Here is a 20,710-nt window from a genome sequence, read left to right as displayed (position 1 = left end):
AACGTCACATTTTGGACAGAAGCCCGGTCGCAGCCACGCGTTTCCTGCTAGCGAGCCGGGACGTGAACAGGCACGCATGTCCTACTTGCCGATGCAGAAGCTCGAGAAGATGTGGCCCAGCAGGGTATCGGGGTGCATCCGGCCGGTGATCTCGCCCAGGCGGTCATGGGCCTGGCGCAGGGCTTCGGCGCTGAGCTCCAGGGCTTCGTCGGCCAGGTGCCGGCGGGCATCGTCCAGTTCGGCCAGGGCCTGGCCGAGCGCCTCGACATGGCGCGCGCGCGCAGTGAACGCACCGCCGGCATCGCCCTCGCCCACCCGCGCACCGGCGAGCGCCCGCAGGCGTTCATGCAGGCCGTCGATGCCCACGCCGGTTCGCGCCGAAACGTGGAGTACTCCGGTTGCATCGCCGGCGGCGGGAGCGGGCGCCACGGGCAACAGGTCGCACTTGTTGTGGATCCACAGGACCTGCGGCACGCCCTGGATCGCCTCGGCCACGGCGCGACGGCCCCCTTCGGGGTCGCGCGCGTCCAGCACGACCAGTGCGAGGTCCGCCCGCGCCAGTTCCCCGCCGGCGCGGCGCATGCCCTCGCGCTCGATCGCGTCCCCGCCCTCGTGCAGGCCGGCGGTATCCACCAGGGTCAGCTCCAGGCCATCGACCCGAATGGTTTCCTGGAGCAGGTCGCGGGTAGTGCCGGCGATCTCGGTGACGATGGCCCGCTCGCTGCCGGCCAGCACGTTGAGCAGGGAGCTCTTGCCGGCGTTGGGCGGGCCGACCAGGACGGCGTGCAGGCCGTCGCGCAGGCGGCGGCCGCGTTCGGCCGCCTGCAACAGCTCGCCCAGGTTGGTGGCCAGCGTCGCCATCCCTTGCCGCAGCGCTTCGCCGCCCAGGGTGTCGATGGGCTCGTCGGCGAAGTCGATCGCCGCCTCGACATGCACGCGCAACGCGACCAGGGCGTCGCCAAGGGCGTCCACGCGGCGGGAGAAGTCGCCGTCGAGCGCCCGCCGCGCCGCGCGCGCGGCCATCAGGTCGGCAGCGGCGATCAGGTCGGCGACAGCCTCGGCCTGGGCCAGGTCCAGGCGGCCTTCCAGGAAGGCGCGTTCGCTGAACTCGCCCGGTCGGGCGCGTCGTGCGCCCAGGGCCACGCAGGTCGCGACCAGGGCCTGCAGTACGGCCGGGCTGCCGTGGGCCTGGAGCTCGACCACGTCTTCGCCGGTATAGCTGGCGGGCGCGCGGAAATACAGGGCGATGCCGTCGTCGAGCACGACATCGTCGACGTCGCGGAAGCGCACGTGGTGGGCGTGGCGCGCGTCGAGTTCGCGGTGGCAGATCGACTGCGCGATGAGGCGGGCCCGGGGGCCGGAGAGCCGCACGATCCCGACGCCCCCCGCGGCGGGACCGGTGGCGATGGCGGCGATGGTGTCGCGGGCGGGGTCGCTCATGGGCGATATGGTCGCATGGCGCGGGCGGCGGTTCGCCCTGGTCCGGACCGTCGACCTCCAAGGCAGAACGGCGGGCATCGCTGCCCGCCGTTCCGGTCGTTACCGCATGCTGCGTGTCGTCAGCCCTTGGCGGGCGCGTCCGCGTACTTCTTGGTCATCCACCACTGCTGCAGCAGGCCCAGCGAACCGTTGGTGACCCAGTACAGCACCAGGCCCGCCGGGAAGAAGGCGAACATCACGCCGAACACCAGCGGCATGAACTGCATCATCTTCTGCTGCATCGGATCCATGCCGGTTGCCGGCGTCAGCTTCTGCGTGGCCCACATGACCGCTGCGTTGATGATGGGCAGCACGAAGAACGGATCGCGCGCGGTGAGGTCCTGAATCCACAGGATCCACGGTGCGTGGCGCAGCTCGACCGACTCCAGCAACGTCCAGTACAGCGCCAGGAAGATCGGCATCTGCACCAGCATCGGCAGGCAGCCGCCAACGGGGTTGATCTTCTCCTTCTTGTACAGCTCCATCATCGCCTGCTGGAACTTCTGGCGATCGTCGCCGTAGCGCTCCTTGAGCTGCTGGATGCGCGGCTGGAACTTGCGCATGCGCGCCATCGACTTGTACTGCGCGCTCGAGAGCGGGAACATCGCCAGCTTGATGATCAGCACCAGGCCGATGATCGCCCAGCCCCAGTTGCCCACGAGGTTGTGGATCTTCTCCAGCAACCAGAACAGCCCGTTGGCGAGCGCGGCGAAGATGTCGAAGCGGCTGTAGTCGACGGCGCGGTCCAGGCCCTTCACGCCCTGGGCCTTGATGCCTTCCACCAGCTTCGGGCCGACCCACAGGCGCGCGTCGGTGACGGCGGTGCCGCCGGCGGCGACGTTGAACGAGGGCCCGCGGCTCTCGATGCCGTAGCGGCCATCGCCCGAGTCGAGCACGAACAGGGAGGCCTGGTCGGCCTGCGGGATCCAGGCGGCGAAGAAGTGGTGCTGCAGCATCGCGACCCAACCACCGGTGACGGTGCGGTCGAGCGGGCCGTCCTCGACGAAGTCGTCGTACTTGCGACGGTCGTATTCGCCGTCGTACCAGACCGCGCCCTGGAAGCTGTAGCCCTCCGCGCTCATCGGGCCGCTCTTCTTGACGATCGCCGGGACGCGGTCGAGCTGGCGGTAGACGTAGCCCTGCCAGGGCCCGCTACCCTGGTTGACGACCTCGTCGCGCACGCCGATCGCGTAGTCGCCGCGCCTGAAGGTGTAGCTGCGGCGGATGCTCACGCCATCCGGGCCGGTCCAGACGAAGGGCACCACCACCTGGTCCTGGCCGGGCGCCAGGCGGAAATCCCGGACATCGCCTTCAAGCTGGAACCCCCCCGCGGCACCGGGCGCGGCCTGCTCGCTGCTCCAACCGCTGCGGGCGATGAAATAGTGCGCCGGGTCGCGCGTGAACAGACGGACCGGCGGGCTGTCGTCATCGGCGGTCTGGCCGTAACCCAGCAGGTCGACCTCGCGCATCTCGCCACCGGTCATCTCCACGCGGACGACGTCGGTGACCACCGTGACCACCGGGCCGTCGCCGGCCTGCACGGCCTGCGGTTCCGGGGCGGTCGCCGTGGCACTGGGCACCTGGCTGGCGGTGCCGGCGCCTGGCACCTGGGCCGTGCTGCCGGGAACGGACGCACCCGAGACAGTGGCGGCCGCAGGGGTCGACGTCTCGGGCGCCTGCTCCTTGTTCCATTCCATCCACAGCAGGGTTGCCACCATCAGCCAGGCAATGATCAGGAAAACGCGGGTCTGGTTCATGGGGACTCGTGGACTGGAATGAAGGGAGGAAGCGGCGGGCCGACACTCTTGTATGTGGCCGTTGCAGGCCGCGTACAAGCTCAGGCGGGAGGCGGTTCGTCGTCGCGGGCCCGCGGGGCGGGCGCCGGCGGAGCGGTGGGGGTCGCCACGGCTTCGGCGCGCATTGTGCCGCCCACGTCCCCACGCGGCAACGCTCCGGCCCGCTGCAACAACTGCAGGAAGGCCGCGCGCAGGGCTTCGCCGCTCTGCCGCGAGGCGCCCGGCCGCGCCACCAGGACGTAATCGCCGGCAGGCAGGCAATGGCGGATCCGCCGGAAGGTGTCGCGGAAGGCGCGCTTGATGCGGTTGCGCCCGACCGCGCGCGGATCGACCTTGCGCGAGACGGCCAGGCCGAGGCGGGCGCCACCCGGACACGCGGCGGCGTCCGCGGCGGAGGCCGTCGCGGACGCGGGATCGTCAAGGCTGAAGTGCAATGCGAGCACGGGCAGCGCCACGCGCCGGCCGTGCTTGAAGATGCGATCGAAGTCGTTTCGCGCGCGTACCCGCGCGGTGCGCGGGAAGCGGTAGTCTGTCATTGCAGACGACGGCCGACGGACGAAGTCATCCGTGGCGGCCGCGGATCAGACTCAGGCGCAGAGGCGCTTGCGGCCCTTCGCACGGCGGCGGGCAAGGATCTTGCGGCCGTCGGCGGTGGCCATGCGCGCACGGAAACCGTGGTCGCGCTTGCGCTTGAGATTGCTGGGCTGGTAGGTGCGCTTGGTGGCCATGGGTGCGGCTCTGCGTTGGATACGGAATAGAACCGCGAAGTCTAGCTTGGCGCGAGGTTCAGGTCAACGCACCGGGGCAAGCCCGTTCATTCCGGGCGGTGGCGAACAGACGCCCGCACATGGGCGGTCGCCGCACGTCGGCGCGGGCACGGCGCGCTGTTCCGGTCCCCGGGGCGGTGATAGTCTGGCCGGCCCCGTCCCCATCGTGTCGCGCCGCGCGGCGAGCGCGCGCGTCGGCGGATGTCGCGTCAACGCATCACTCTGGAACACTTGCCCATCCCTATGGACGCCTGGCCCCGTTGCCTCGAACGCCTCGAAACCGAACTCGCTCCCGAGGACGTGCAGACCTGGCTCAAACCCCTGCAGTCGGTCCGCCGCGACGACGTGACGGTGCTGTACGCCCCGAATGCATTCGTGGTCGAGCACGTGCGCGCCCGTTACCTGGACCGAATCCGTGAACTGCTGGGCCACTTTGCCGGCAGCAGCGAGGTCAGCCTGGAGGTCGGCGCGCTGCCGCGCGCGACGCCCGCCGCGACGCCGGCGGGTGGCGTTCGCGCAACGGTCCCGGCGCCCGCGCCGGTCGCGCCGGTCGCGCCGTTCAATGGCCACCTCGACAACCATTACACCTTCGACAATTTCGTCGAGGGCCGCAGCAACCAGCTCGGTCGCGCCGCGGCCTGGCAAGCCTCGCTCAAGCCCGGCGACCGCGCCCACAACCCGCTGCTGCTGTATGGCGGCACCGGCTTGGGCAAGACCCACCTGATGTTCGCCGCGGGCAATGCCATGCGCGCGAACAATCCGGCGACGCGGGTCATGTACCTGCGCAGCGAGCAGTTCTTCAGCGCGATGATGAAGTCGCTGCAGGACAAGACCATGGATGCGTTCAAGCGCCAGTTCCAGCAGGTCGACGCCCTGCTCATCGACGACATCCAGTTCTTCGCCGGCAAGGACCGCACGCAGGAAGAGTTCTTCCATACCTTCAACGCGCTGTTCGACGGCAAGCAGCAGATCATCCTGACCTGCGACCGCTATCCGCGCGAGGTCGAAGGCCTGGAGCCGCGCCTCAAGTCGCGCCTGGCCTGGGGCCTGTCGGTGGCGATCGAGCCGCCCGACTTCGAGACGCGCGCGCAGATCGTGCTGTCCAAGGCGGCCGAGCGCGGTGCCCGCATCCCCGAGGACGTCGCCTTCCTGCTGGCCAAGAAGATGCGCTCGAACGTACGCGACCTCGAGGGCGCCCTGAACACCCTGACTGCACGCGCCAACTTCACCGGCCGGGCGGTCACCGTCGAGTTCGCCCAGGAGACACTGCGCGACCTCCTGCGGGCCCAGCAGCAGGCCATCGGCATCCCCAACATCCAGAAGACCGTGGCAGACTACTATGGCCTTCAAATCAAGGATTTGTTGTCGAAACGACGGACCCGTTCGCTCGCCCGGCCGCGGCAGATGGCGATGGCGCTGACCAAGGAGCTGACCGAACACAGCCTGCCGGAAATCGGCGATGCGTTCGCCGGCCGCGACCACACCACGGTGCTGCATGCCTGCCGGCAGATCCGCACCCTGATGGAGACCGACGGCAAGATGCGAGAGGATTGGGACAAGCTCATCCGCAAGTTGAGCGAGTAGCTTCGAACCGGTCCACGGGCGTCGGCACGGCATGGTCGCGCCGGATGCCCTGCAAGGAACCGGCCACGGCGACGCGAGATGGCGCCGGGCCGGCTGCAACATGGAACCTGAACAGGGAACACGAAACATTCTGGATGGTGGCGGTACAAGTTGTGGATAAGCCAGGTTCGCCGCGAAGGCCGAAAACTTGTCCACAAGTTACCCAGTGATCCAGGGCGGGTTCTACAAGGGTTCAGCTTCAGGATTTTTGCTTTTAAAACATATGGTTAAGTGGGTTTTCCCGGTTTTTCGCCGACACCACCACCACCATGCTTTTGATTTATCCAATCTTTTGTCTTGGGCATAGGGGAGCGGTTGAGCATGCGTTTCAGCCTGCAACGCGAAGTGTTTCTTAAGCCGTTGGCGCAAGTCGTCAACGTGGTCGAACGACGCCAGACCCTGCCGGTCCTGGCCAACCTGCTCGTCCAGGTGCAGGACGGGCAGCTTTCGCTGACGGGTACCGACCTGGAAGTCGAGATGGTGTCGCGGATCGCGGTCGACGACGCCGAGGACGGTGAAACCACCATCCCCGCGCGCAAGCTGTTCGACATCGTCCGGGCGCTTCCCGACGGCAGCAAGGTCACCATCAGCCAGAGCGCAGAGAAGATCACGGTATCGGCCGGTCGTTCGCGCTTCACCCTCGCGAGCCTGCCGGCCAACGACTTCCCGGCGATCGATGAGGTGGAAGCCACCGAGCGCGTCCGCGTACCGGAGGCGTCCTTGAAGGAGCTTATCGAGCGCACCGCGTTCGCGATGGCCCAGCAGGATGTCCGCTACTACCTCAATGGCCTGCTGTTCGACCTGCGCGACGGCAGCCTGCGCTGCGTCGCGACCGACGGTCATCGACTGGCCTTGTGCGAAGCGCCCCTGGAAGGCGGCAACGGCACCAAGCGCCAGATCATCGTGCCGCGCAAGGGCGTGACCGAGCTGCAACGCCTGCTGGAAGGGGGCGATCGCGAGGTCGAGATCGAAATGGGCCGCGGCCACATCCGCATCAAGCGCGACGATGTCACGTTCACCAGCAAATTGATCGACGGTCGCTTCCCGGACTACGAAGCCGTCATCCCGATTGGTGCCGACCGCGAAGTGCGGATCGATCGCGAGGTGCTGCGTGCCTCCCTGCAGCGTGCGGCGATCCTGTCCAACGAGAAGTACCGCGGCGTCCGCATCGAGGTATCCCCCGGGCAACTGAAGATCAGCGCGCACAACCCCGAGCAGGAAGAGGCGCAGGAGGAAGTCGAGGCCGACACCAAGGTCGACGACCTTGCCGTGGGCTTCAACGTGAACTACCTGCTGGACGCCCTGACCGCGTTGCGCGACGAGCAGGTCATCCTGGCACTGCGCGATGCGAACTCCTCGGCGCTGGTTCGTGAGGCCGGTAACGAACGCAGCCGCCACGTGGTCATGCCCTTGAGGCTCTGAAGGGGCGATTCCCAGGTACGTTCCACGTGGAACATCGAGCACCCGGCCCCGGCCGGGTGTTTTTTTACCCGTAAGCGGAACCGGCCCATTTCCTTTGGATCCATATGAGGCGCCATGCCGCTGCATGGCCCCGCCCCTGCGCCCCGCTGCAGATGCAATTCCCAACCCGCGGGCGTGTTTTGGGGCCGCATCGTCTCACCCTCTTGTAGTCGGGCCACTACTTTCGCCCCTCCTCAAACCCTGCCCTCCTGCTGGACGGGGCCAGGCCTTAAGCTATCTACAATGCAGATCACTCGCCTCGACCTCCGCCGCTTTCGCCGTTTCGACGAGGTCAGCCTGGCGCCCCACTCCGGATTGAACCTGATCACCGGCGAGAACGGCGCGGGCAAGACCTCCCTGCTCGAAGCAATGCACTTGATGGCGTATGGCCGGAGCTTCCGGGGCCGCGTTCGCGACGGCCTGCTCAAGGATGGGGCGACTGACCTCGAGGTGTTCGTCGAATGGCGCGAGCGGGTGTCGTCGGGCGATCCTGCTTCCGTCCGCGTACGCAAGGCTGGCTTGCGGCATAGCGGACAGGACTGGACCGGGCGCCTGGATGGGGAACATGTCGCACAGCTGGGCGACCTGTGCGCAGCGCTCGCCGTCGTGAGTTTCGAGCCGGGCAGCCACGCACTGGTGACCGGAAGCGCGGAGAACCGACGGCGTTACCTGGATTGGGGCCTGTTCCACGTGGAACACGAGTTCATGCCCCTGTGGCGACGTTATGCCCGGGCGCTGAAGCAGCGAAACGCACTGCTCAAGAGCGGGCGGATCCGGGATGGGCTGGAGGCGTGGGAGCGGGAGCTCGCCGAGGCGGGCGAACCCCTGAGCCGTCGCCGGCAGCTGTACCTGGAAGCCTTGCAGGACACCATGGCGCCCCTCTTGGACCGAATCGCCCCGGGGTTGGGGCGGATCGACCTGGAGTACCAGCCCGGTTGGCGGCGCGATGCGATGCCTCTTGAGGACGCCCTCCTCCTGGCGCGAGAGCGCGACCTGCAGGCCGGCTACACCTCCGTCGGCCCCCACAGGGGCGATTGGCGGATCCAGTTCCCGGGCCTGCCGGGTCGCGAAGCCCTGTCGCGCGGCCAAGCCAAGCTGACGGCGCTCGCCGCCATCCTCGGCCAGGCCGCGCATCATGCCCACGCACGGGGTGCCTGGCCGGTGATCGCGCTCGATGACCTTGGATCGGAGCTCGACCGTGCCCACCAGGGGCGCGTACTGGAATGGCTGGCGGAGAGTGCTGCGCAGGTCTTCATCACCGGCACCGAGCCCCCGGTCGGCATGGTGGACCTCGATCTCGATGTGAGCATGTTCCACGTGGAACACGGGCGTGTACGCGATGGTGCGCCCCTGCCGCGCCCCTGAAGCCCTCCCCGGTCGACCGGGCCCGACTGCTATACTCACGGGTCGCTTATAGCTAATGTGTCCAGACGCGTCGCGCTCCCGCGAGCGTGTCGCCGGAGCCCGCTGCCGCAATGACCCAAATCGAGCACGATCCCTCGCCCGAGTCCACGCAGGACCCGACCTCCGCCGCCGAAGCCCCCACTGTCCAGGCCTACGACTCCAGCAAGATCACGGTGCTGCGGGGTCTGGAAGCCGTGCGCAAGCGCCCGGGCATGTATATCGGCGACGTCCACGACGGTACCGGCCTGCACCACATGGTGTTCGAAGTGGTGGACAACTCGGTCGACGAGGCCTTGGCCGGCCACGCCAATGACATCGTCGTGACCATTCACGAGGACGGCTCGGTGTCGGTACTCGACAACGGTCGAGGCATGCCGGTCGACGTGCACAAGGAAGAAGGCGTCTCCGCGGCGGAGGTGATCCTCACGGTCCTGCACGCCGGCGGCAAGTTCGACGACAACAGCTACAAGGTCTCCGGTGGCCTGCACGGCGTTGGTGTGTCGGTGGTCAACGCACTGTCCGAGCACCTGTGGCTGGAAGTATGGCGAGACGGTCACCACCACCGCCAGGAATACGCCATGGGCGAACCGCTGGCCCCGCTGCAGGTGCTCGAGCCCACGCAGAAGCGCGGGACCCTGCTCCGCTTCAAGCCGGCGGCCAGCATCTTCACCGACACCGAATTCCACTACGACATCCTGGCCAAGCGCCTGCGCGAACTGTCGTTCCTCAATTCGGGCGTCAAGATCACCCTGGTCGACGAACGGGGCGAGGGCAAGCGCGACGTGTTCCAGTACGAGGGCGGCATCCGCTCCTTCGTCGAGCACCTGGCGCAGCTGAAGACCCCCCTGCACCCGAACGTGATCTCGGTATCGGGTGAAGCCAACGACATCACCGTGGACGTCGCCATCCAGTGGACCGACGCCTACCAGGAAACGATGTTCTGCTTCACCAACAACATCCCGCAGAAGGACGGCGGCACCCACCTCGCCGGCTTCCGCGCCGCGCTGACCCGCACCCTGTCGAATTACATCGAGCAGAACGGCATCGCCAAGCAGGCCAAGATCAGCTTGTCCGGCGACGACATGCGCGAAGGCATGATCGCCGTGCTGTCGGTGAAGGTGCCCGATCCGAGCTTTTCGAGCCAGACCAAGGAAAAACTGGTCAGCTCTGACGTAAAGCCGGTAGTTGAGAGCACGTTCGGCGCACGTTTGCAGGAGTTCCTCGAAGAAAACCCCAACGAGGCCCGCGCCATCTGCGAGAAGGTGGTCGACGCCGCGCGTGCCCGCGAGGCGGCGCGCAAGGCCCGCGACCTGACCCGCCGCAAGGGCGCGCTGGACATCGCCGGCCTGCCCGGCAAGCTCGCCGACTGCCAGGAGAAGGACCCCGCGCTGTCGGAGCTGTTCATCGTCGAGGGCGACTCCGCCGGCGGCTCGGCCAAGCAGGGTCGCAACCGCAAGACCCAGGCCATCCTGCCGCTCAAGGGCAAGATCCTCAACGTCGAGCGCGCCCGTTTCGACCGCATGCTCGGATCGGCCGAGGTCGGCACCCTGATCACCGCGCTGGGCACCGGCATCGGCAAGGACGAGTACAACCCCGACAAGCTGCGCTACCACCGCATCATCCTGATGACCGACGCCGACGTCGACGGCAGCCACATCCGCACCCTGCTGCTGACGTTCTTCTACCGGCAGATGCCGGAGCTGATCGAGCGCGGCCACATCTACATCGGCCTGCCGCCGTTGTACAAGATCAAGCAGGGCAAGACCGAGCTCTACCTCAAGGACGACGCGGCGCTGGACGCCTACCTGGCCAGCCACGCCGTCGAGAACGCCAGCCTGGTGCCCGCCGAGGGCGAGCCGCCGATCACCGGCGCCGCGCTCGAGGCGCTGCTGCTGGCCTACGCCTCCGCGCGCGAGGTGATCGCGCGCAACCAGCACCGCTTCGATCCCCGGGTGCTGGAGGCGCTGATCGACTTCACCCCGCTCGATGCGGCGCGGCTGCAGGACAACACCGACGAGCAGCACGAACTCGACGCCCTCGCCGCCCGCCTCAACCGCAGCGGCCTGGGCCAGCCGCGGTACGCGCTGGCCTTCCAGCCGGCCAACGACCTGCAGCCGGCCGGCCTGAGGATCGAGCGCACCCACATGGGCCAGACCCAGGTCCAGCTGTTGCCGCTGGCCGCCTTCGAAGGCGGCGAACTGCGCGCCCTGCGCGAAGCGGCCGACCAGCTGCACGGCCTGGTCCGCGACGGTGCGCAGATCATCCGCGGCAACCGCGCGCAGCCGATCGACAGCTTCGCCCAGGCCCAGGCCTGGCTGCTGGACGAGGCCAAGAAGGGACGCCAGATCCAGCGCTTCAAGGGCCTGGGTGAAATGAATCCCGAGCAGCTGTGGGAAACGACGGTCAACCCGGAGACCCGTCGCCTGCTGCGCGTACGCATCGAGGACGCGGTCGCCGCCGACCAGATCTTCAGCACCCTGATGGGCGACGTGGTGGAACCGCGCCGCGAATTCATCGAGGACAACGCGCTCAAGGTCGCCAACCTCGACGTCTGAGCCGCTCCCGTGTCCGTCCAGGAAGGCGCGCAGGGCGCCGCGCTCCCGCCGCCGCTGGCGCCGCTCGCAACGGCGCCGCCACGGCCGGTGGCGGCCCTGCCCGGCTTCTTCATCGACCTGGGCATGGCGATCGGCCTGCTGGTCGCGCTCAGCACGCTGTTCTCGATCGCGGCGGCGGTGATCGCGGCGGCCACTGCTCTGTCGCGCGGCGAGGCGCTCGATCCGGACGGCCTGGTGCAATCGCTCGCCCAGCCCGATGGCCTGGTCATGATCTGGGTCACCCTGCTCGCCACCGGCGGCACCGCCCTGGTCGTCTACGCCCTGCGCGGCCGCGCCACCCCCGACGAACGGCGACGCTCGCGCCAGGTCCTGTCGCGCCCCTCGACCTGGGGCTGGATGGTGCTGGTGGGCCTGGCCACCCTCGCGGCGAGCACGGCCATCGCCTGGCTGGGCAGGCATCTGGGCAGTGAACCGGTGCCCAGCAACCAGGCCATCATCCAGGGGGCCTTCGAGCAGAGCCCGCTGTTCATGTACGTTTTCGCCGCCCTCCTGGCCCCGGCGTACGAAGAACTGCTGTTCCGGCGCGTGCTGTTCGGGCGCCTGTGGCGCGCCGGTCGGCCATGGCTGGGCATGGTCCTCAGCAGCGCCGCGTTCGCGCTCATCCACGAGCTGCCCGGCTTGAGCGCCAACAGCTGGCCTGCAACCGTCCAGCTCTGGATGACGTATGGGTTCATGGGCGCCGCGTTCGCCTGGGTCTATCGACGCACCGGCAGTCTGTGGGCCGCGATCGGCGCCCATGCCCTCAACAACGCGATCGCCTGCCTGCTGCTGGTGCTGGGCTACGCCTGAGCCCGTCACCACGCGCCCTGCACGAGGGTGGGATTACACCTTGTTAATCCAGCTTCGGCTACAACAACCCTTCCATCGACGGGGAGACCGCATGTTCGACGCATCCAGCCAGAGGGCGACCATCGCCCGCCGCCCTGCCACCACCCGCCTGCGACTGGGCCTGCTGGCCGCCGCCAGCACCGTCCTGGTCGCCGCGTGCGCCACCACCACCTCGCCCACCGGGCGCACCCAGGTGGTCGGCGCCATGTCGCAGGAGCAACTGCAGCAGATGGGTATCCAGGCGTTCGAGCAAGCGAAGAAAACCGGCAAGATCAGCACGAACAGCAACCAGACCCGATACGTCCGCTGCGTCGTCGACAGTCTCACGCGGCAACTGCCCGCCGCCCAGCAGGCAGGATGGGAAGTGGCCTTGTTCGTCGACGAGTCGCCCAACGCCTTCGCCCTCCCGGGCCGCAAGATCGGCGTCAACACCGGCATCTTCAAGGTCGCCCTGAACCAGGACCAGTTGGCCACCGTGGTCGCCCACGAGATCGGGCATGTCATCGCCCACCACCATGACGAGCGCGTCACCCGGCAGGTGGGCGCGCAGGCGGGTCTGGGCATCGTCGGCGCGATCGTCGGCTCGGCCTACGGCCAGAACGCCGCCAGCGCGACCAGCCAGTTCGGCGGCGCCGCGGTCCAGGCGGGCCTGTTGCTGCCCAACAACCGCACGCAGGAAAGCGAGGCCGACGTGGTCGGCCAGCAGCTGATGGCCAGGGCCGGCTACGACCCGCACCAGGCCGTGGACCTGTGGCAACACATGATGTCGGCCGGCGGAAACCAGCCCCCCGAGTGGCTGTCCACCCATCCCAGCCCCGGTACCCGGATCCAGGAGCTGGAGCGGCGGGCCGATGGCCTCACGCCGACGTACCAGCAGGCGCGGGCCAGCGGCAGTACGCCTCAATGCGGATAGGTATGGAGGGAAAAGTGTGCGCCCTGCCCGAGACGACCAAATCCACGAGGAAGGCAACCCCGTATCACCCTGTCGTACGTTTCTGGTAGCGTGACCGCCCCGCCGCCAAGCAACCCGCGTGGTTCGGGCGCCCACCCGTCGATTCCACATTCGCTGCACCGACACAGAGAAGGTAATCCGATGAACCCATCCGCCCCCCGTCACCTCACCCTGCTCTCGGCCGCCATCGGCGCCGTGCTCGTGTTCGGCGGTGTCTCCCAGGCGAACGCGCAGACCGCCCACGACCGCGCCGAAGCCCGGCGCGAGCGCCATGCCCAGTCGGGCAGCGAGAAGGCCAGCGAGAGCGCCGACCAGTACCCGGACGCGACCCGCGAGGCACCCAAGACCAAGGCCTCCTCGAAGATGACGCCGCGGCTGAAGAAGATGATGGACGCCTACGACGACGACAACGGCGCCGAAGCGCGCACGATCGCCGAGGAGATCATGGCCAGCGACAAGGCCAATGAGTACGACAAGTCCTTCGCCGCGCAGATCGCCGCGCAGACCCTCTACGACGAGGACGACTCGGTGGGCGCGATCGCCGACCTGCAGAAGGCGCTGGACTACAACGGCCTGGACAACAACGCCCATTACGGCGCGATGCTGATGATGGCCCAGCTGCAGCTGCAGGAAGAGCAATACGACGCCGCCCTGTCGACCATCGACCGCTTCTTCGCCGAGACCAAGAGCACCAAGCCCGAGCACCTGGTCGTCAAGGGCAACGCGCTGTACCGCATGGAGCGCTACCCGGAGGCGGCCACCGTCCTCAAGCAGGCCATCGACGCCAGCCCCGAGCCGCGCAACGACTGGCAGCAGATGCTGATGGCGACCTACTTCGAGACCGGACAGACCGCCGAGGCCAACGCCCTGGCCGAGTCGATCGCCTCCAGGAACCCCGGCGACAAGCGGGCGCAGATGAACCTCGCCGCGACCTACCAGCAGGGCGAGCAGTTGGACAAGGCCGCCGAAGTGCTGGAGAAGCTGCGCGCGTCCGGCCAGCTCACCGAGGACCGCGAGTACCGCCAGCTGTACTCGGTCTACCTCAACATGGACGGGCACGAGGCCGACGCCGCCAAGGTGATCCAGGAAGGCCTGTCCAAGGGCATCCTGCAGGACGACTTCCAGAACAACCTGGCCCTCGCCCAGTCGCTGTACTTCTCCGAGCAGATCGCCCCGGCCATCGCCGCCTACGCCAAGGCCGCCCCGCTGGACGACGACGGCGAGACCTACCTGAACCTGGCCAGGATCTACTGGCAGGAAGACCGCATCCCCGAAGCCAAGGAGGCCGCACGCCAGGCGCTTGCCAAGGGAGTCAAGAATCCCGAGGACGCCAAGAAGATCACGGCCTTGTAGGGTGGGCATGCAATACGACAAAATGATGGGCTGCCACTTGGAATCTTCGGGTCCGATTTGGTATAACCTAGGAGGTTCGGGCAACGCGAAAGCAACCGCCCGGACTCGCTTAAACGCCCGCGGCGTCAGACGTTGCGGAATCACTTCCCGAGCTGACGGCGCATGACGCAAGACCTCGAAAACCACGTTCATAACGACGATCGCGACGAAGGCCTCAACTGGGCCCGCATTGCCGGTATCACCATGGCGATCACGGTGCACGCCGCAGCCCTGCTGCTGCTGCTCGCCCCGATGACCCCGCCTCCGGCAAAGCAGGAGAAGGAAGAGGTCACCCTCGTCAACCTGATCAAACCGCCACCGCCGCCGCCACCGCCGCCGCCGCCGCCGCCGGAGCCGCCGAAGGAGCTGAAGCCGCCGCCGAAACTGGCGCCGCCGCAGCCGACCCCGGTGCCGCCGCCGCCGGAAGAGCCGCCGGTCGTGTTCGACGATCCGAGCCCGGTTGATGTCCAGGCGCCGCCGCCGGCCCCGCCGTCGCCGCCGCCGCCGGCCACCAACATCGGCTCCAGCGTCGACCCGTCGTCGCGCCGCCTGAACCCGCCCCGTTACCCGCCCACCGAGGCGCGTCAGGGCGTGGGTGGCACGGTGGTGCTGGTCATCAGCATCGACGCCAACGGCAACGTGCTGGACGTCTCGGTCGAGAAGTCGAGCCGCAACCGCAACCTGGACCGCGCCGCAATGGAAGCCGCACGCAAGTGGCGTTTCAACCCGGAGCAGCGCAACGGCGTCGCCGTCGCCAGCAAGGTGCGGGTCCCGGTCGATTTTGTCCCGCCGCGCTGATCGGGCCGGTGGAGCAAGTAGTCAGGTACCAGTCGTTCCACTCTTTCCAGCTTCACTTCATCTAGTACAAGCTTTTTCCTTCCACGACATTCAAAGGTAAGCGTCATGCTGCAGGAAACCACCACCGCTGCCACTGCCGGAGGCTCCAACGCCGAAGCCCTCCAGCAGATGAGCTTTGGCCACATGGTCCAGAACTTCGATCTGGTCGCCTGGATCGTGTTCATCACCCTGGTGACGATGTCGGCCATGTCCATTTACTGGATGATCTTCAACTTCGTCCGCAACCTCCGCCTGCGCTCCACCTCGGACCGCGTTATCGGCACGTTCTGGGAAACCCCGAACGCCCAGGACGCCATCCGCTACATGGAAGAGCAGCCCAGGAGCGAGCCGTTCTCCAAGATCGCGCTCGACGCCGCCCAGGCGGCCTCGCACCACCAGCGCCACGAAGGTTCGCGCCTGGTCGAGTCGCTCAACCGTTCCGAGTTCGTCGACCGCGCCCTGCGCCAAGGCGTGACCCGCGAAAGCTCGCGCCTGGAGTCCGGCCTGACCGTGCTCGCTTCGGTCGGCGCCACCGCCCCGTTCGTGGGCCTGCTGGGTACGGTGTGGGGCATCTACCATGCCCTGATCCGCATCGGCATGAGCGGCAACGCGTCGATCGACGCGGTCGCCGGTCCGGTGGGTGAAGCGCTGATCATGACCGCGATCGGTCTGTTCGTCGCCATCCCGGCCGTGCTCGCGTTCAACTTCTTCACCCGGGCCAACCGCGTGACGAACGCCAAGTTCGACACCTTCGCGCACGACCTGCACGACTTCTTCGCCACCGGTTCGCGCGTCGGCGACGTGACTGGCAAGCGCTAACAGGCCCCGTCGTCACACACGCGATTTTGGAGTTCGAACATGGCTTTCAGTTCTGGCGGTAGCGGCGGCGCAATGGCCGACATCAACGTCACACCCCTGGTGGACGTGATGCTGGTGCTGCTCATCATCTTCATGATCACCGCGCCTCTGATGACGCACAAAGTGAAGGTGGACCTGCCCGAGGCCAATCTGGACAAGAAGCAGGAGCCGCTCCCGACGCCGCCGATCACGGTGGCGGTGCAGGATGACGGTTCGTTGTTCTGGAACGACGAACCCGTCACCAAGGAGATGCTCGAGAGCCGCTTCTCGGTCGAGGCCCAGAAGACGCCCCAGCCGCAGGTCAACGTGCGTGGCGACAAGACCACCAAGTACCGGATCGTCAACGAAGTCGTGAAGACCGCGCAGGCCCAGGGCATGCGCAAGGTCGGCTTCGTGACCGTCCGCGATCGCAGCAGCAATTAACGGAGGCCACCGATGGCATTTACAACGGGTGGTAGTGGTGCAATGGCCGACATCAACGTCACGCCCCTGGTGGACGTGATGCTGGTGCTGCTGATCATCTTCATGGTGACGGCACCCATTGCCAGTTACCCGGTCGACATCGCCCTGCCGCAGCGGAGCACCAACCCGCCGCCGCAGGTCAACGATCCGCCAGCGCCGATCAAGCTGCGGATCGATGCCTCCGGCACGGTCTACTGGAACGACTCGCCGATGCCGGTCGGCCAGCTGCAGCAGCGCATGACCGCCGAAGTCGCCAAGGACCCGAGCAACCAGCCGCTGCTGGAGCTCGACGCCAGTGGCGACGCCGCCTACGGCGTGCTGGCCAAGGTCCTGACCGCGGCCAAGAATGCGGACATGCAGAAAATCGGGTTCGTCGAGGCCAACTGAGCCACGCCGCATCCGACCCACGTTTACCGTCGTGTAGCAAGAAACGTTTACCGTCGTGTAGCAAAATTGGACGCCGCCCTCCGGGGCGGCGTTTTTTATGGACGCGTCGCGGTCATCGCACCCCTGGGCCCCATGGCGAGGGCGGCTGGCGAAGCGAGGGCGGGGCGGGCCCCCAGGGCGCAGCCCGCCATCCGCCGCGCTGGCGCTACATGCGACGCCCGCGCCTTCACTCCCGGCCAGCGGGCACGAGGCCGCACTGCCAATTGCGCGATCCCCCCGGACAGGCGTAGTGTCGAAGACGGGCAGCTCGCCCGACGCAGGAGGTGTACATGGCCGTCTCCCAGTCTTCCGTGTTCTCCGAATCCGCCCGCGGCGACGCCGCGCTCTCGCAGATCAACATCACGCCCCTCATCGACGTGATGCTGGTCCTGCTGATCATCTTCATGGTCATCTCACCGGTCGTCAGTCGCAGCCTGGACGCGAAGCTCCCGCAACCCAGCAAGGAAGCGGTCGCACCGGACACGCGGCCGATGCAGCTGGTGGCGCAGGCCGACGGCCGCTACCGGCTCGATGGCGTCGTCCACGACCTGGGGACCCTGGGCAGCGCACTGGTGCAAAGCGCCGCGACCGACCCCGAGCGCGTCCTGATGGTCAGCGCCAGCGACGATGCCGACTACCAGTCATTCGCCAACGCGCTGGCGGCCGCCGAGGACAGCGGGGTCCGCCAGATCGCCCATGGCAACTGACGACCGGGCGGCGAAGCGGCCCACCCGGCTTCGCCGCCGTCGCCGGCCGGACGGGTAGGGGCCTTGTCGCCGTCGCGCGCCGCCGACCCGGCGGTCGAGGTGTTCCTGGAGCACCTCGACCATCCGCGCAAACCGGTGGTGCTGGCCCTGCGCGCGCTCGTGCTCGACGCCGACGGCGCCATCGGCGAGGCGATCAAATGGAACGCACCGAGCTTCCACACCCGCGATCATTTCGCCACGATGCACCTGCGCTCGCCGACCGCAGTCCAGCTGGTCCTGCACATGGGGGCGAAGAAGCGGCAGATGCCGAAGGGCGCCATCGATGACCCCGCCGGCCTGCTGGCCTGGCGGGGACCGGACCGAGCGATCGTCACGCTGCCCGACCTCGACGCCCTCGACGGGGGCCGAGCGCCGCTGACGGCCATCATTCGACGGTGGATCTCCCAGCTGTGACACCGCCGGTCCCGACGGCCGGCCGTCAGCCGCGAGGCACGCCGTCCACGATCCTTCGGTAGGCCTGCACCGTCGCTTCCAGGCCCGCATAGAGCGCTTCGCTGACCAGGGCGTGCCCGATGGAGACCTCCAACACGTTGGGAACGGCGGCGAGGAAGGCGCCCAGGTTCGCCTGGTCGAGGTCGTGGCCGGCGTTGACCGCGAGACCGGCGGCCTGCGCCCGTCGCGCGGCGCCGGCAAAGCGCGCCAGCATCGCCTCGGAGCCGCCTGTACCGTGGGCTTTGGCGTAGGGCCCGGTATAGAGTTCGACCCGGTCGGCGCCGCAGTCGGCCGCCCGCGCGATGCTGCAGTCACCGGCGTCGGCATGGGCATCGGCGAACAGGCTGACACGGCAACCCAGCGCTTTCAGCTCGGCCACCAGGGGACGCAGGGCATCGCCATCGCGGACGAAGTCGAAGCCGTGGTCGGAGGTGAGCTGGCCATCGCCGTCGGGCACCAGGGTCGCCTGCGCGGGACGCACCTCCCGGCAGAGCGCGATGAACCCCGGATAGCCCGCCCGGGGCGTGGCGAAGGGATTGCCCTCGAGGTTGAACTCGACGTCGCGCTCGCGCGCCAGCGTGGAAAGTGCGCGGACATCATCGGCGCGGATATGGCGCGCGTCCGGTCGCGGATGCACCGTGATGCCGTGCGCGCCGGCATCCAGGCAGGTACGTGCGGCCTGCACCACGTCCGGTACCGCGCCGCCGCGGGAATTGCGCAGGACGGCGATCTTGTTGACGTTGACGCTGAGGAGGGTCATGCCGTCAAGGCGAGCCTGACCGCGTTCAACGCGGTCCTTCGGGGTTGCCCAGGGCGTTCTTGCGGGCCTCCGCCTGCTCGCGCAGGCGTCGCATCTCCTCCGGATCGAGGACGTGGCTGATATCGCGGCTGCTGTTGCCCACGCGCTGGGACAGCAATCCCATCACCCAGGCGACGAACAGCACCAGGGACACCAGCAGCCAGACCGCCACCAGGGCCGGAGACGAAGACTTGAACGCCGCGGCCAGCGAAGCCAGCGCGAGCAGCAGGAACAGCCAGGGCATCATGGCGGCAATCCATGCAGTAGAGAGGTGCAAAGAGTGTAACCGCGACGGCGCGCGCCTCAAGCCCGATCGTCCCCACCGCGATGGCCATCCGTCGGCGCCCGGCCGGCCTAGAGCAGCGGTGAGACCAGCCGCGCCAGGGCTTCGGGCAGGCGCACGCGCCAGAGCGCGCGGTTGCGTTCGGCCTGCACCGGCACGGCCGTCGCGCACTCGCCCTCGATCAGCGCCGCCATCTGCCCGCACAGGGCCTCGTCCCTGAACAGCACCGAGACCTCGAAGTTCAAGCGGAAGCTGCGATTGTCGAAGTTCGCACTGCCCAGCAGCACCAGGTCCTCGTCGCACAGCAGGGCCTTGGTATGCAGCATCCGCGGACCGTACTCGTAGATCCTGACACCGGCCTGCAACAGCTCGTCGAAGTAGGAGCGGGCGGCATAGGTGACCAGGAGGCTGTCGCTCCGCTTGGGCACCAGCAGGCGGACATCCAGCCCGCCCAGGGCCGCCGAGGTCAGCGCCATGCGCGCGGCCTCGCCGGGCACGAAATAGGGCGTGACCAGCCATACCCGCTTGCGCGCGTCCTGGATCGCGGAGACGTTGAGGCGATGGATCGCCTCCCAGGGCGAGTCCGGTCCCGAGGGGATCACCTGCGCGGGCACGGCGCCGACGACCCGGTTCGGGTGGCTGAGGCTCAGGGGCGGCTCGCCGGTCGCGTATGCCCAGTCCTCGATGAAGACCAGTTGCAGTTCCAGCACCACGTTGCCTTCCAGGCGCACGTGCAGGTCGCGGTAGGCGTCCTCGCGCCGGCGTTCGTCTTCCTCGTCGGTGATGTTGATGCCACCGGTGAAGGCGACCCGGCTGTCGATCACGACGATCTTGCGATGGCTGCGCAGGTTCAACCAGGGGCGTTTCCAGAAGAAGCGCAGCTTCATCGGGTGGAACCAGGCCATTTCCGCGCCCGCGGCCAGCAGCGGCGCGATGAATGCGTGCCGGCACTTGCCCGAGCCGACGGCGTCGATCAGCAGGCGCACCTTGACGCCCGCCCGCGCTCGCTCGATCAGGGCATCGCGCAGGGCCGTGCCGATGTGGTCGGGCTGGAAGATGTAGTACTCCAGGTGGATGTGCTCGCGCGCCTGCGCCACGGCCTCGAGCAGGGACGCGTACTTGGCCCCGCCATCGATCAGCAGCTCGACTTTCGAGGCGGTGGTCGGCGGCAGGCCGGTGATCGACTGGCCGAGGCGCGCCAGTTCGATGGCGTCCGGATCGGGGGTCAGGCCCGCCGGTGGGCTGGGCAGGCTGGCGCGGGTCTGCCGACGCGCCATGGACTTGCGGCGGATCCTCTGCGGCCCGAAGAAGTAATAGACCAGGAAGCCCAGGTAGGGCAGGGCGGCCAGGCTGATCAACCAGCTCAGGGTCGCCACCGGCTCGCGCTTCTGCAGGATGATCCAGCCGCCGATCCAGACCAGGTAGATCGCCCATCCGGCGATCAGGTAAAGGCGCAGGTTGTCGGGGTCGAACAGCAACGACCCGATCGAGGCGAATGACGGCATGGACGGGAGGGACTCCGTTGGACG

The 20,710-nt window shown here is 67.9% G+C and carries 20 protein-coding genes; 13 read left to right on the top strand and 7 right to left on the bottom strand.

The features are described 5' to 3' along the window. Positions 1-81 precede the first annotated feature (81 nt). The 4 genes from mnmE to rpmH form a co-directional block, all read right to left on the bottom strand. Positions 82-1,440, bottom strand: a complete 1,359-nt coding sequence (gene mnmE / locus H4F98_RS15490; RefSeq protein ID WP_182688735.1) for a tRNA uridine-5-carboxymethylaminomethyl(34) synthesis GTPase MnmE — start codon at positions 1,438-1,440, stop codon at positions 82-84. 119 nt (positions 1,441-1,559) lie between these two features. After that, positions 1,560-3,236, bottom strand: a complete 1,677-nt coding sequence (gene yidC / locus H4F98_RS15485) for a membrane protein insertase YidC (RefSeq protein WP_182688734.1) — start codon at positions 3,234-3,236, stop codon at positions 1,560-1,562. 80 nt (positions 3,237-3,316) lie between these two features. Continuing rightward, the gene (gene rnpA / locus H4F98_RS15480) at positions 3,317-3,811 is read right to left on the bottom strand and encodes a ribonuclease P protein component (protein WP_182688733.1); all 495 of its coding nucleotides are present in this window, start codon (positions 3,809-3,811) and stop codon (positions 3,317-3,319) included. Positions 3,812-3,862: 51 nt separating this feature from the next. After that, complete coding sequence (gene rpmH, locus H4F98_RS15475) at positions 3,863-4,003, bottom strand: 50S ribosomal protein L34 (protein WP_031374044.1); 141 nt, start codon at positions 4,001-4,003, stop codon at positions 3,863-3,865. A gap of 282 nt (positions 4,004-4,285) precedes the next feature. Between rpmH and dnaA the strand changes: the two genes are divergently transcribed. The 13 genes from dnaA to H4F98_RS15410 all read left to right on the top strand — a co-directional run bounded on the left by dnaA (position 4,286) and on the right by H4F98_RS15410 (position 18,060). After that, positions 4,286-5,626: a chromosomal replication initiator protein DnaA gene (gene dnaA, locus H4F98_RS15470; RefSeq protein ID WP_182688732.1), complete on the top strand. Its 1,341-nt coding sequence runs from the start codon at positions 4,286-4,288 to the stop codon at positions 5,624-5,626. A gap of 360 nt (positions 5,627-5,986) precedes the next feature. Next, complete coding sequence (dnaN, locus tag H4F98_RS15465; protein ID WP_182688731.1) at positions 5,987-7,087, top strand: DNA polymerase III subunit beta; 1,101 nt, start codon at positions 5,987-5,989, stop codon at positions 7,085-7,087. A 282-nt stretch (positions 7,088-7,369) separates the two neighbouring features. Then, entirely contained in the window at positions 7,370-8,491 is a 1,122-nt protein-coding gene (recF, locus tag H4F98_RS15460; RefSeq protein WP_182688730.1) for a DNA replication/repair protein RecF, read from the top strand. 110 nt (positions 8,492-8,601) lie between these two features. Continuing rightward, positions 8,602-11,085: a DNA topoisomerase (ATP-hydrolyzing) subunit B gene (gene gyrB, locus H4F98_RS15455; protein WP_182688729.1), complete on the top strand. Its 2,484-nt coding sequence runs from the start codon at positions 8,602-8,604 to the stop codon at positions 11,083-11,085. A 9-nt stretch (positions 11,086-11,094) separates the two neighbouring features. Continuing rightward, positions 11,095-11,934, top strand: a complete 840-nt coding sequence (locus H4F98_RS15450; protein ID WP_343064779.1) for a CPBP family intramembrane glutamic endopeptidase — start codon at positions 11,095-11,097, stop codon at positions 11,932-11,934. 148 nt (positions 11,935-12,082) lie between these two features. Beyond that, on the top strand, positions 12,083-12,886 hold the full coding sequence (locus tag H4F98_RS15445; protein WP_246373294.1) for a M48 family metallopeptidase: 804 nt from the start codon (positions 12,083-12,085) through the stop codon (positions 12,884-12,886). Between the two features lie 180 nt (positions 12,887-13,066). After that, entirely contained in the window at positions 13,067-14,278 is a 1,212-nt protein-coding gene (locus H4F98_RS15440) for a tetratricopeptide repeat protein (protein ID WP_182688727.1), read from the top strand. A gap of 162 nt (positions 14,279-14,440) precedes the next feature. Next, positions 14,441-15,115 carry an energy transducer TonB gene (locus tag H4F98_RS15435; protein ID WP_182688726.1) on the top strand — a complete coding sequence of 225 codons (675 nt, stop codon included), beginning with the start codon at positions 14,441-14,443 and terminating at the stop codon, positions 15,113-15,115. Between the two features lie 105 nt (positions 15,116-15,220). Continuing rightward, on the top strand, positions 15,221-15,973 hold the full coding sequence (locus H4F98_RS15430) for a MotA/TolQ/ExbB proton channel family protein (protein ID WP_182688725.1): 753 nt from the start codon (positions 15,221-15,223) through the stop codon (positions 15,971-15,973). 39 nt (positions 15,974-16,012) lie between these two features. Then, positions 16,013-16,435 (top strand): ExbD/TolR family protein, encoded by a 423-nt coding sequence (locus tag H4F98_RS15425; RefSeq protein ID WP_182688724.1) that lies wholly within the window; start codon positions 16,013-16,015, stop codon positions 16,433-16,435. Positions 16,436-16,447: 12 nt separating this feature from the next. Beyond that, entirely contained in the window at positions 16,448-16,861 is a 414-nt protein-coding gene (locus tag H4F98_RS15420) for an ExbD/TolR family protein (RefSeq protein WP_182688723.1), read from the top strand. 329 nt (positions 16,862-17,190) lie between these two features. Next, on the top strand, positions 17,191-17,607 hold the full coding sequence (locus H4F98_RS15415) for an ExbD/TolR family protein (protein ID WP_182688722.1): 417 nt from the start codon (positions 17,191-17,193) through the stop codon (positions 17,605-17,607). 63 nt (positions 17,608-17,670) lie between these two features. Then, a complete protein-coding gene (locus H4F98_RS15410; RefSeq protein ID WP_182688721.1) occupies positions 17,671-18,060 on the top strand; it encodes a DUF1801 domain-containing protein in 390 nt (129 codons plus the stop codon). A gap of 25 nt (positions 18,061-18,085) precedes the next feature. On the opposite strand, the gene H4F98_RS15405 is transcribed toward H4F98_RS15410, so the two are convergent. The 3 genes from H4F98_RS15405 to cls all read right to left on the bottom strand — a co-directional run bounded on the left by H4F98_RS15405 (position 18,086) and on the right by cls (position 20,686). Then, the gene (locus H4F98_RS15405) at positions 18,086-18,859 is read right to left on the bottom strand and encodes a pyridoxine 5'-phosphate synthase (RefSeq protein ID WP_182688720.1); all 774 of its coding nucleotides are present in this window, start codon (positions 18,857-18,859) and stop codon (positions 18,086-18,088) included. Positions 18,860-18,884: 25 nt separating this feature from the next. Beyond that, positions 18,885-19,145, bottom strand: coding sequence for a hypothetical protein (locus tag H4F98_RS15400; protein WP_246373287.1), 261 nt, complete (start codon positions 19,143-19,145; stop codon positions 18,885-18,887). A 107-nt stretch (positions 19,146-19,252) separates the two neighbouring features. After that, positions 19,253-20,686 carry a cardiolipin synthase gene (gene cls, locus H4F98_RS15395; protein WP_182688719.1) on the bottom strand — a complete coding sequence of 478 codons (1,434 nt, stop codon included), beginning with the start codon at positions 20,684-20,686 and terminating at the stop codon, positions 19,253-19,255. Positions 20,687-20,710: the final 24 nt, after the last annotated feature.

The organism is Marilutibacter spongiae, from assembly GCF_014145325.1.
In the GTDB taxonomy this organism is placed as follows: domain Bacteria; phylum Pseudomonadota; class Gammaproteobacteria; order Xanthomonadales; family Xanthomonadaceae; genus Marilutibacter; species Marilutibacter spongiae.
This window is presented reverse-complemented; position numbering and strand designations above follow the sequence as displayed.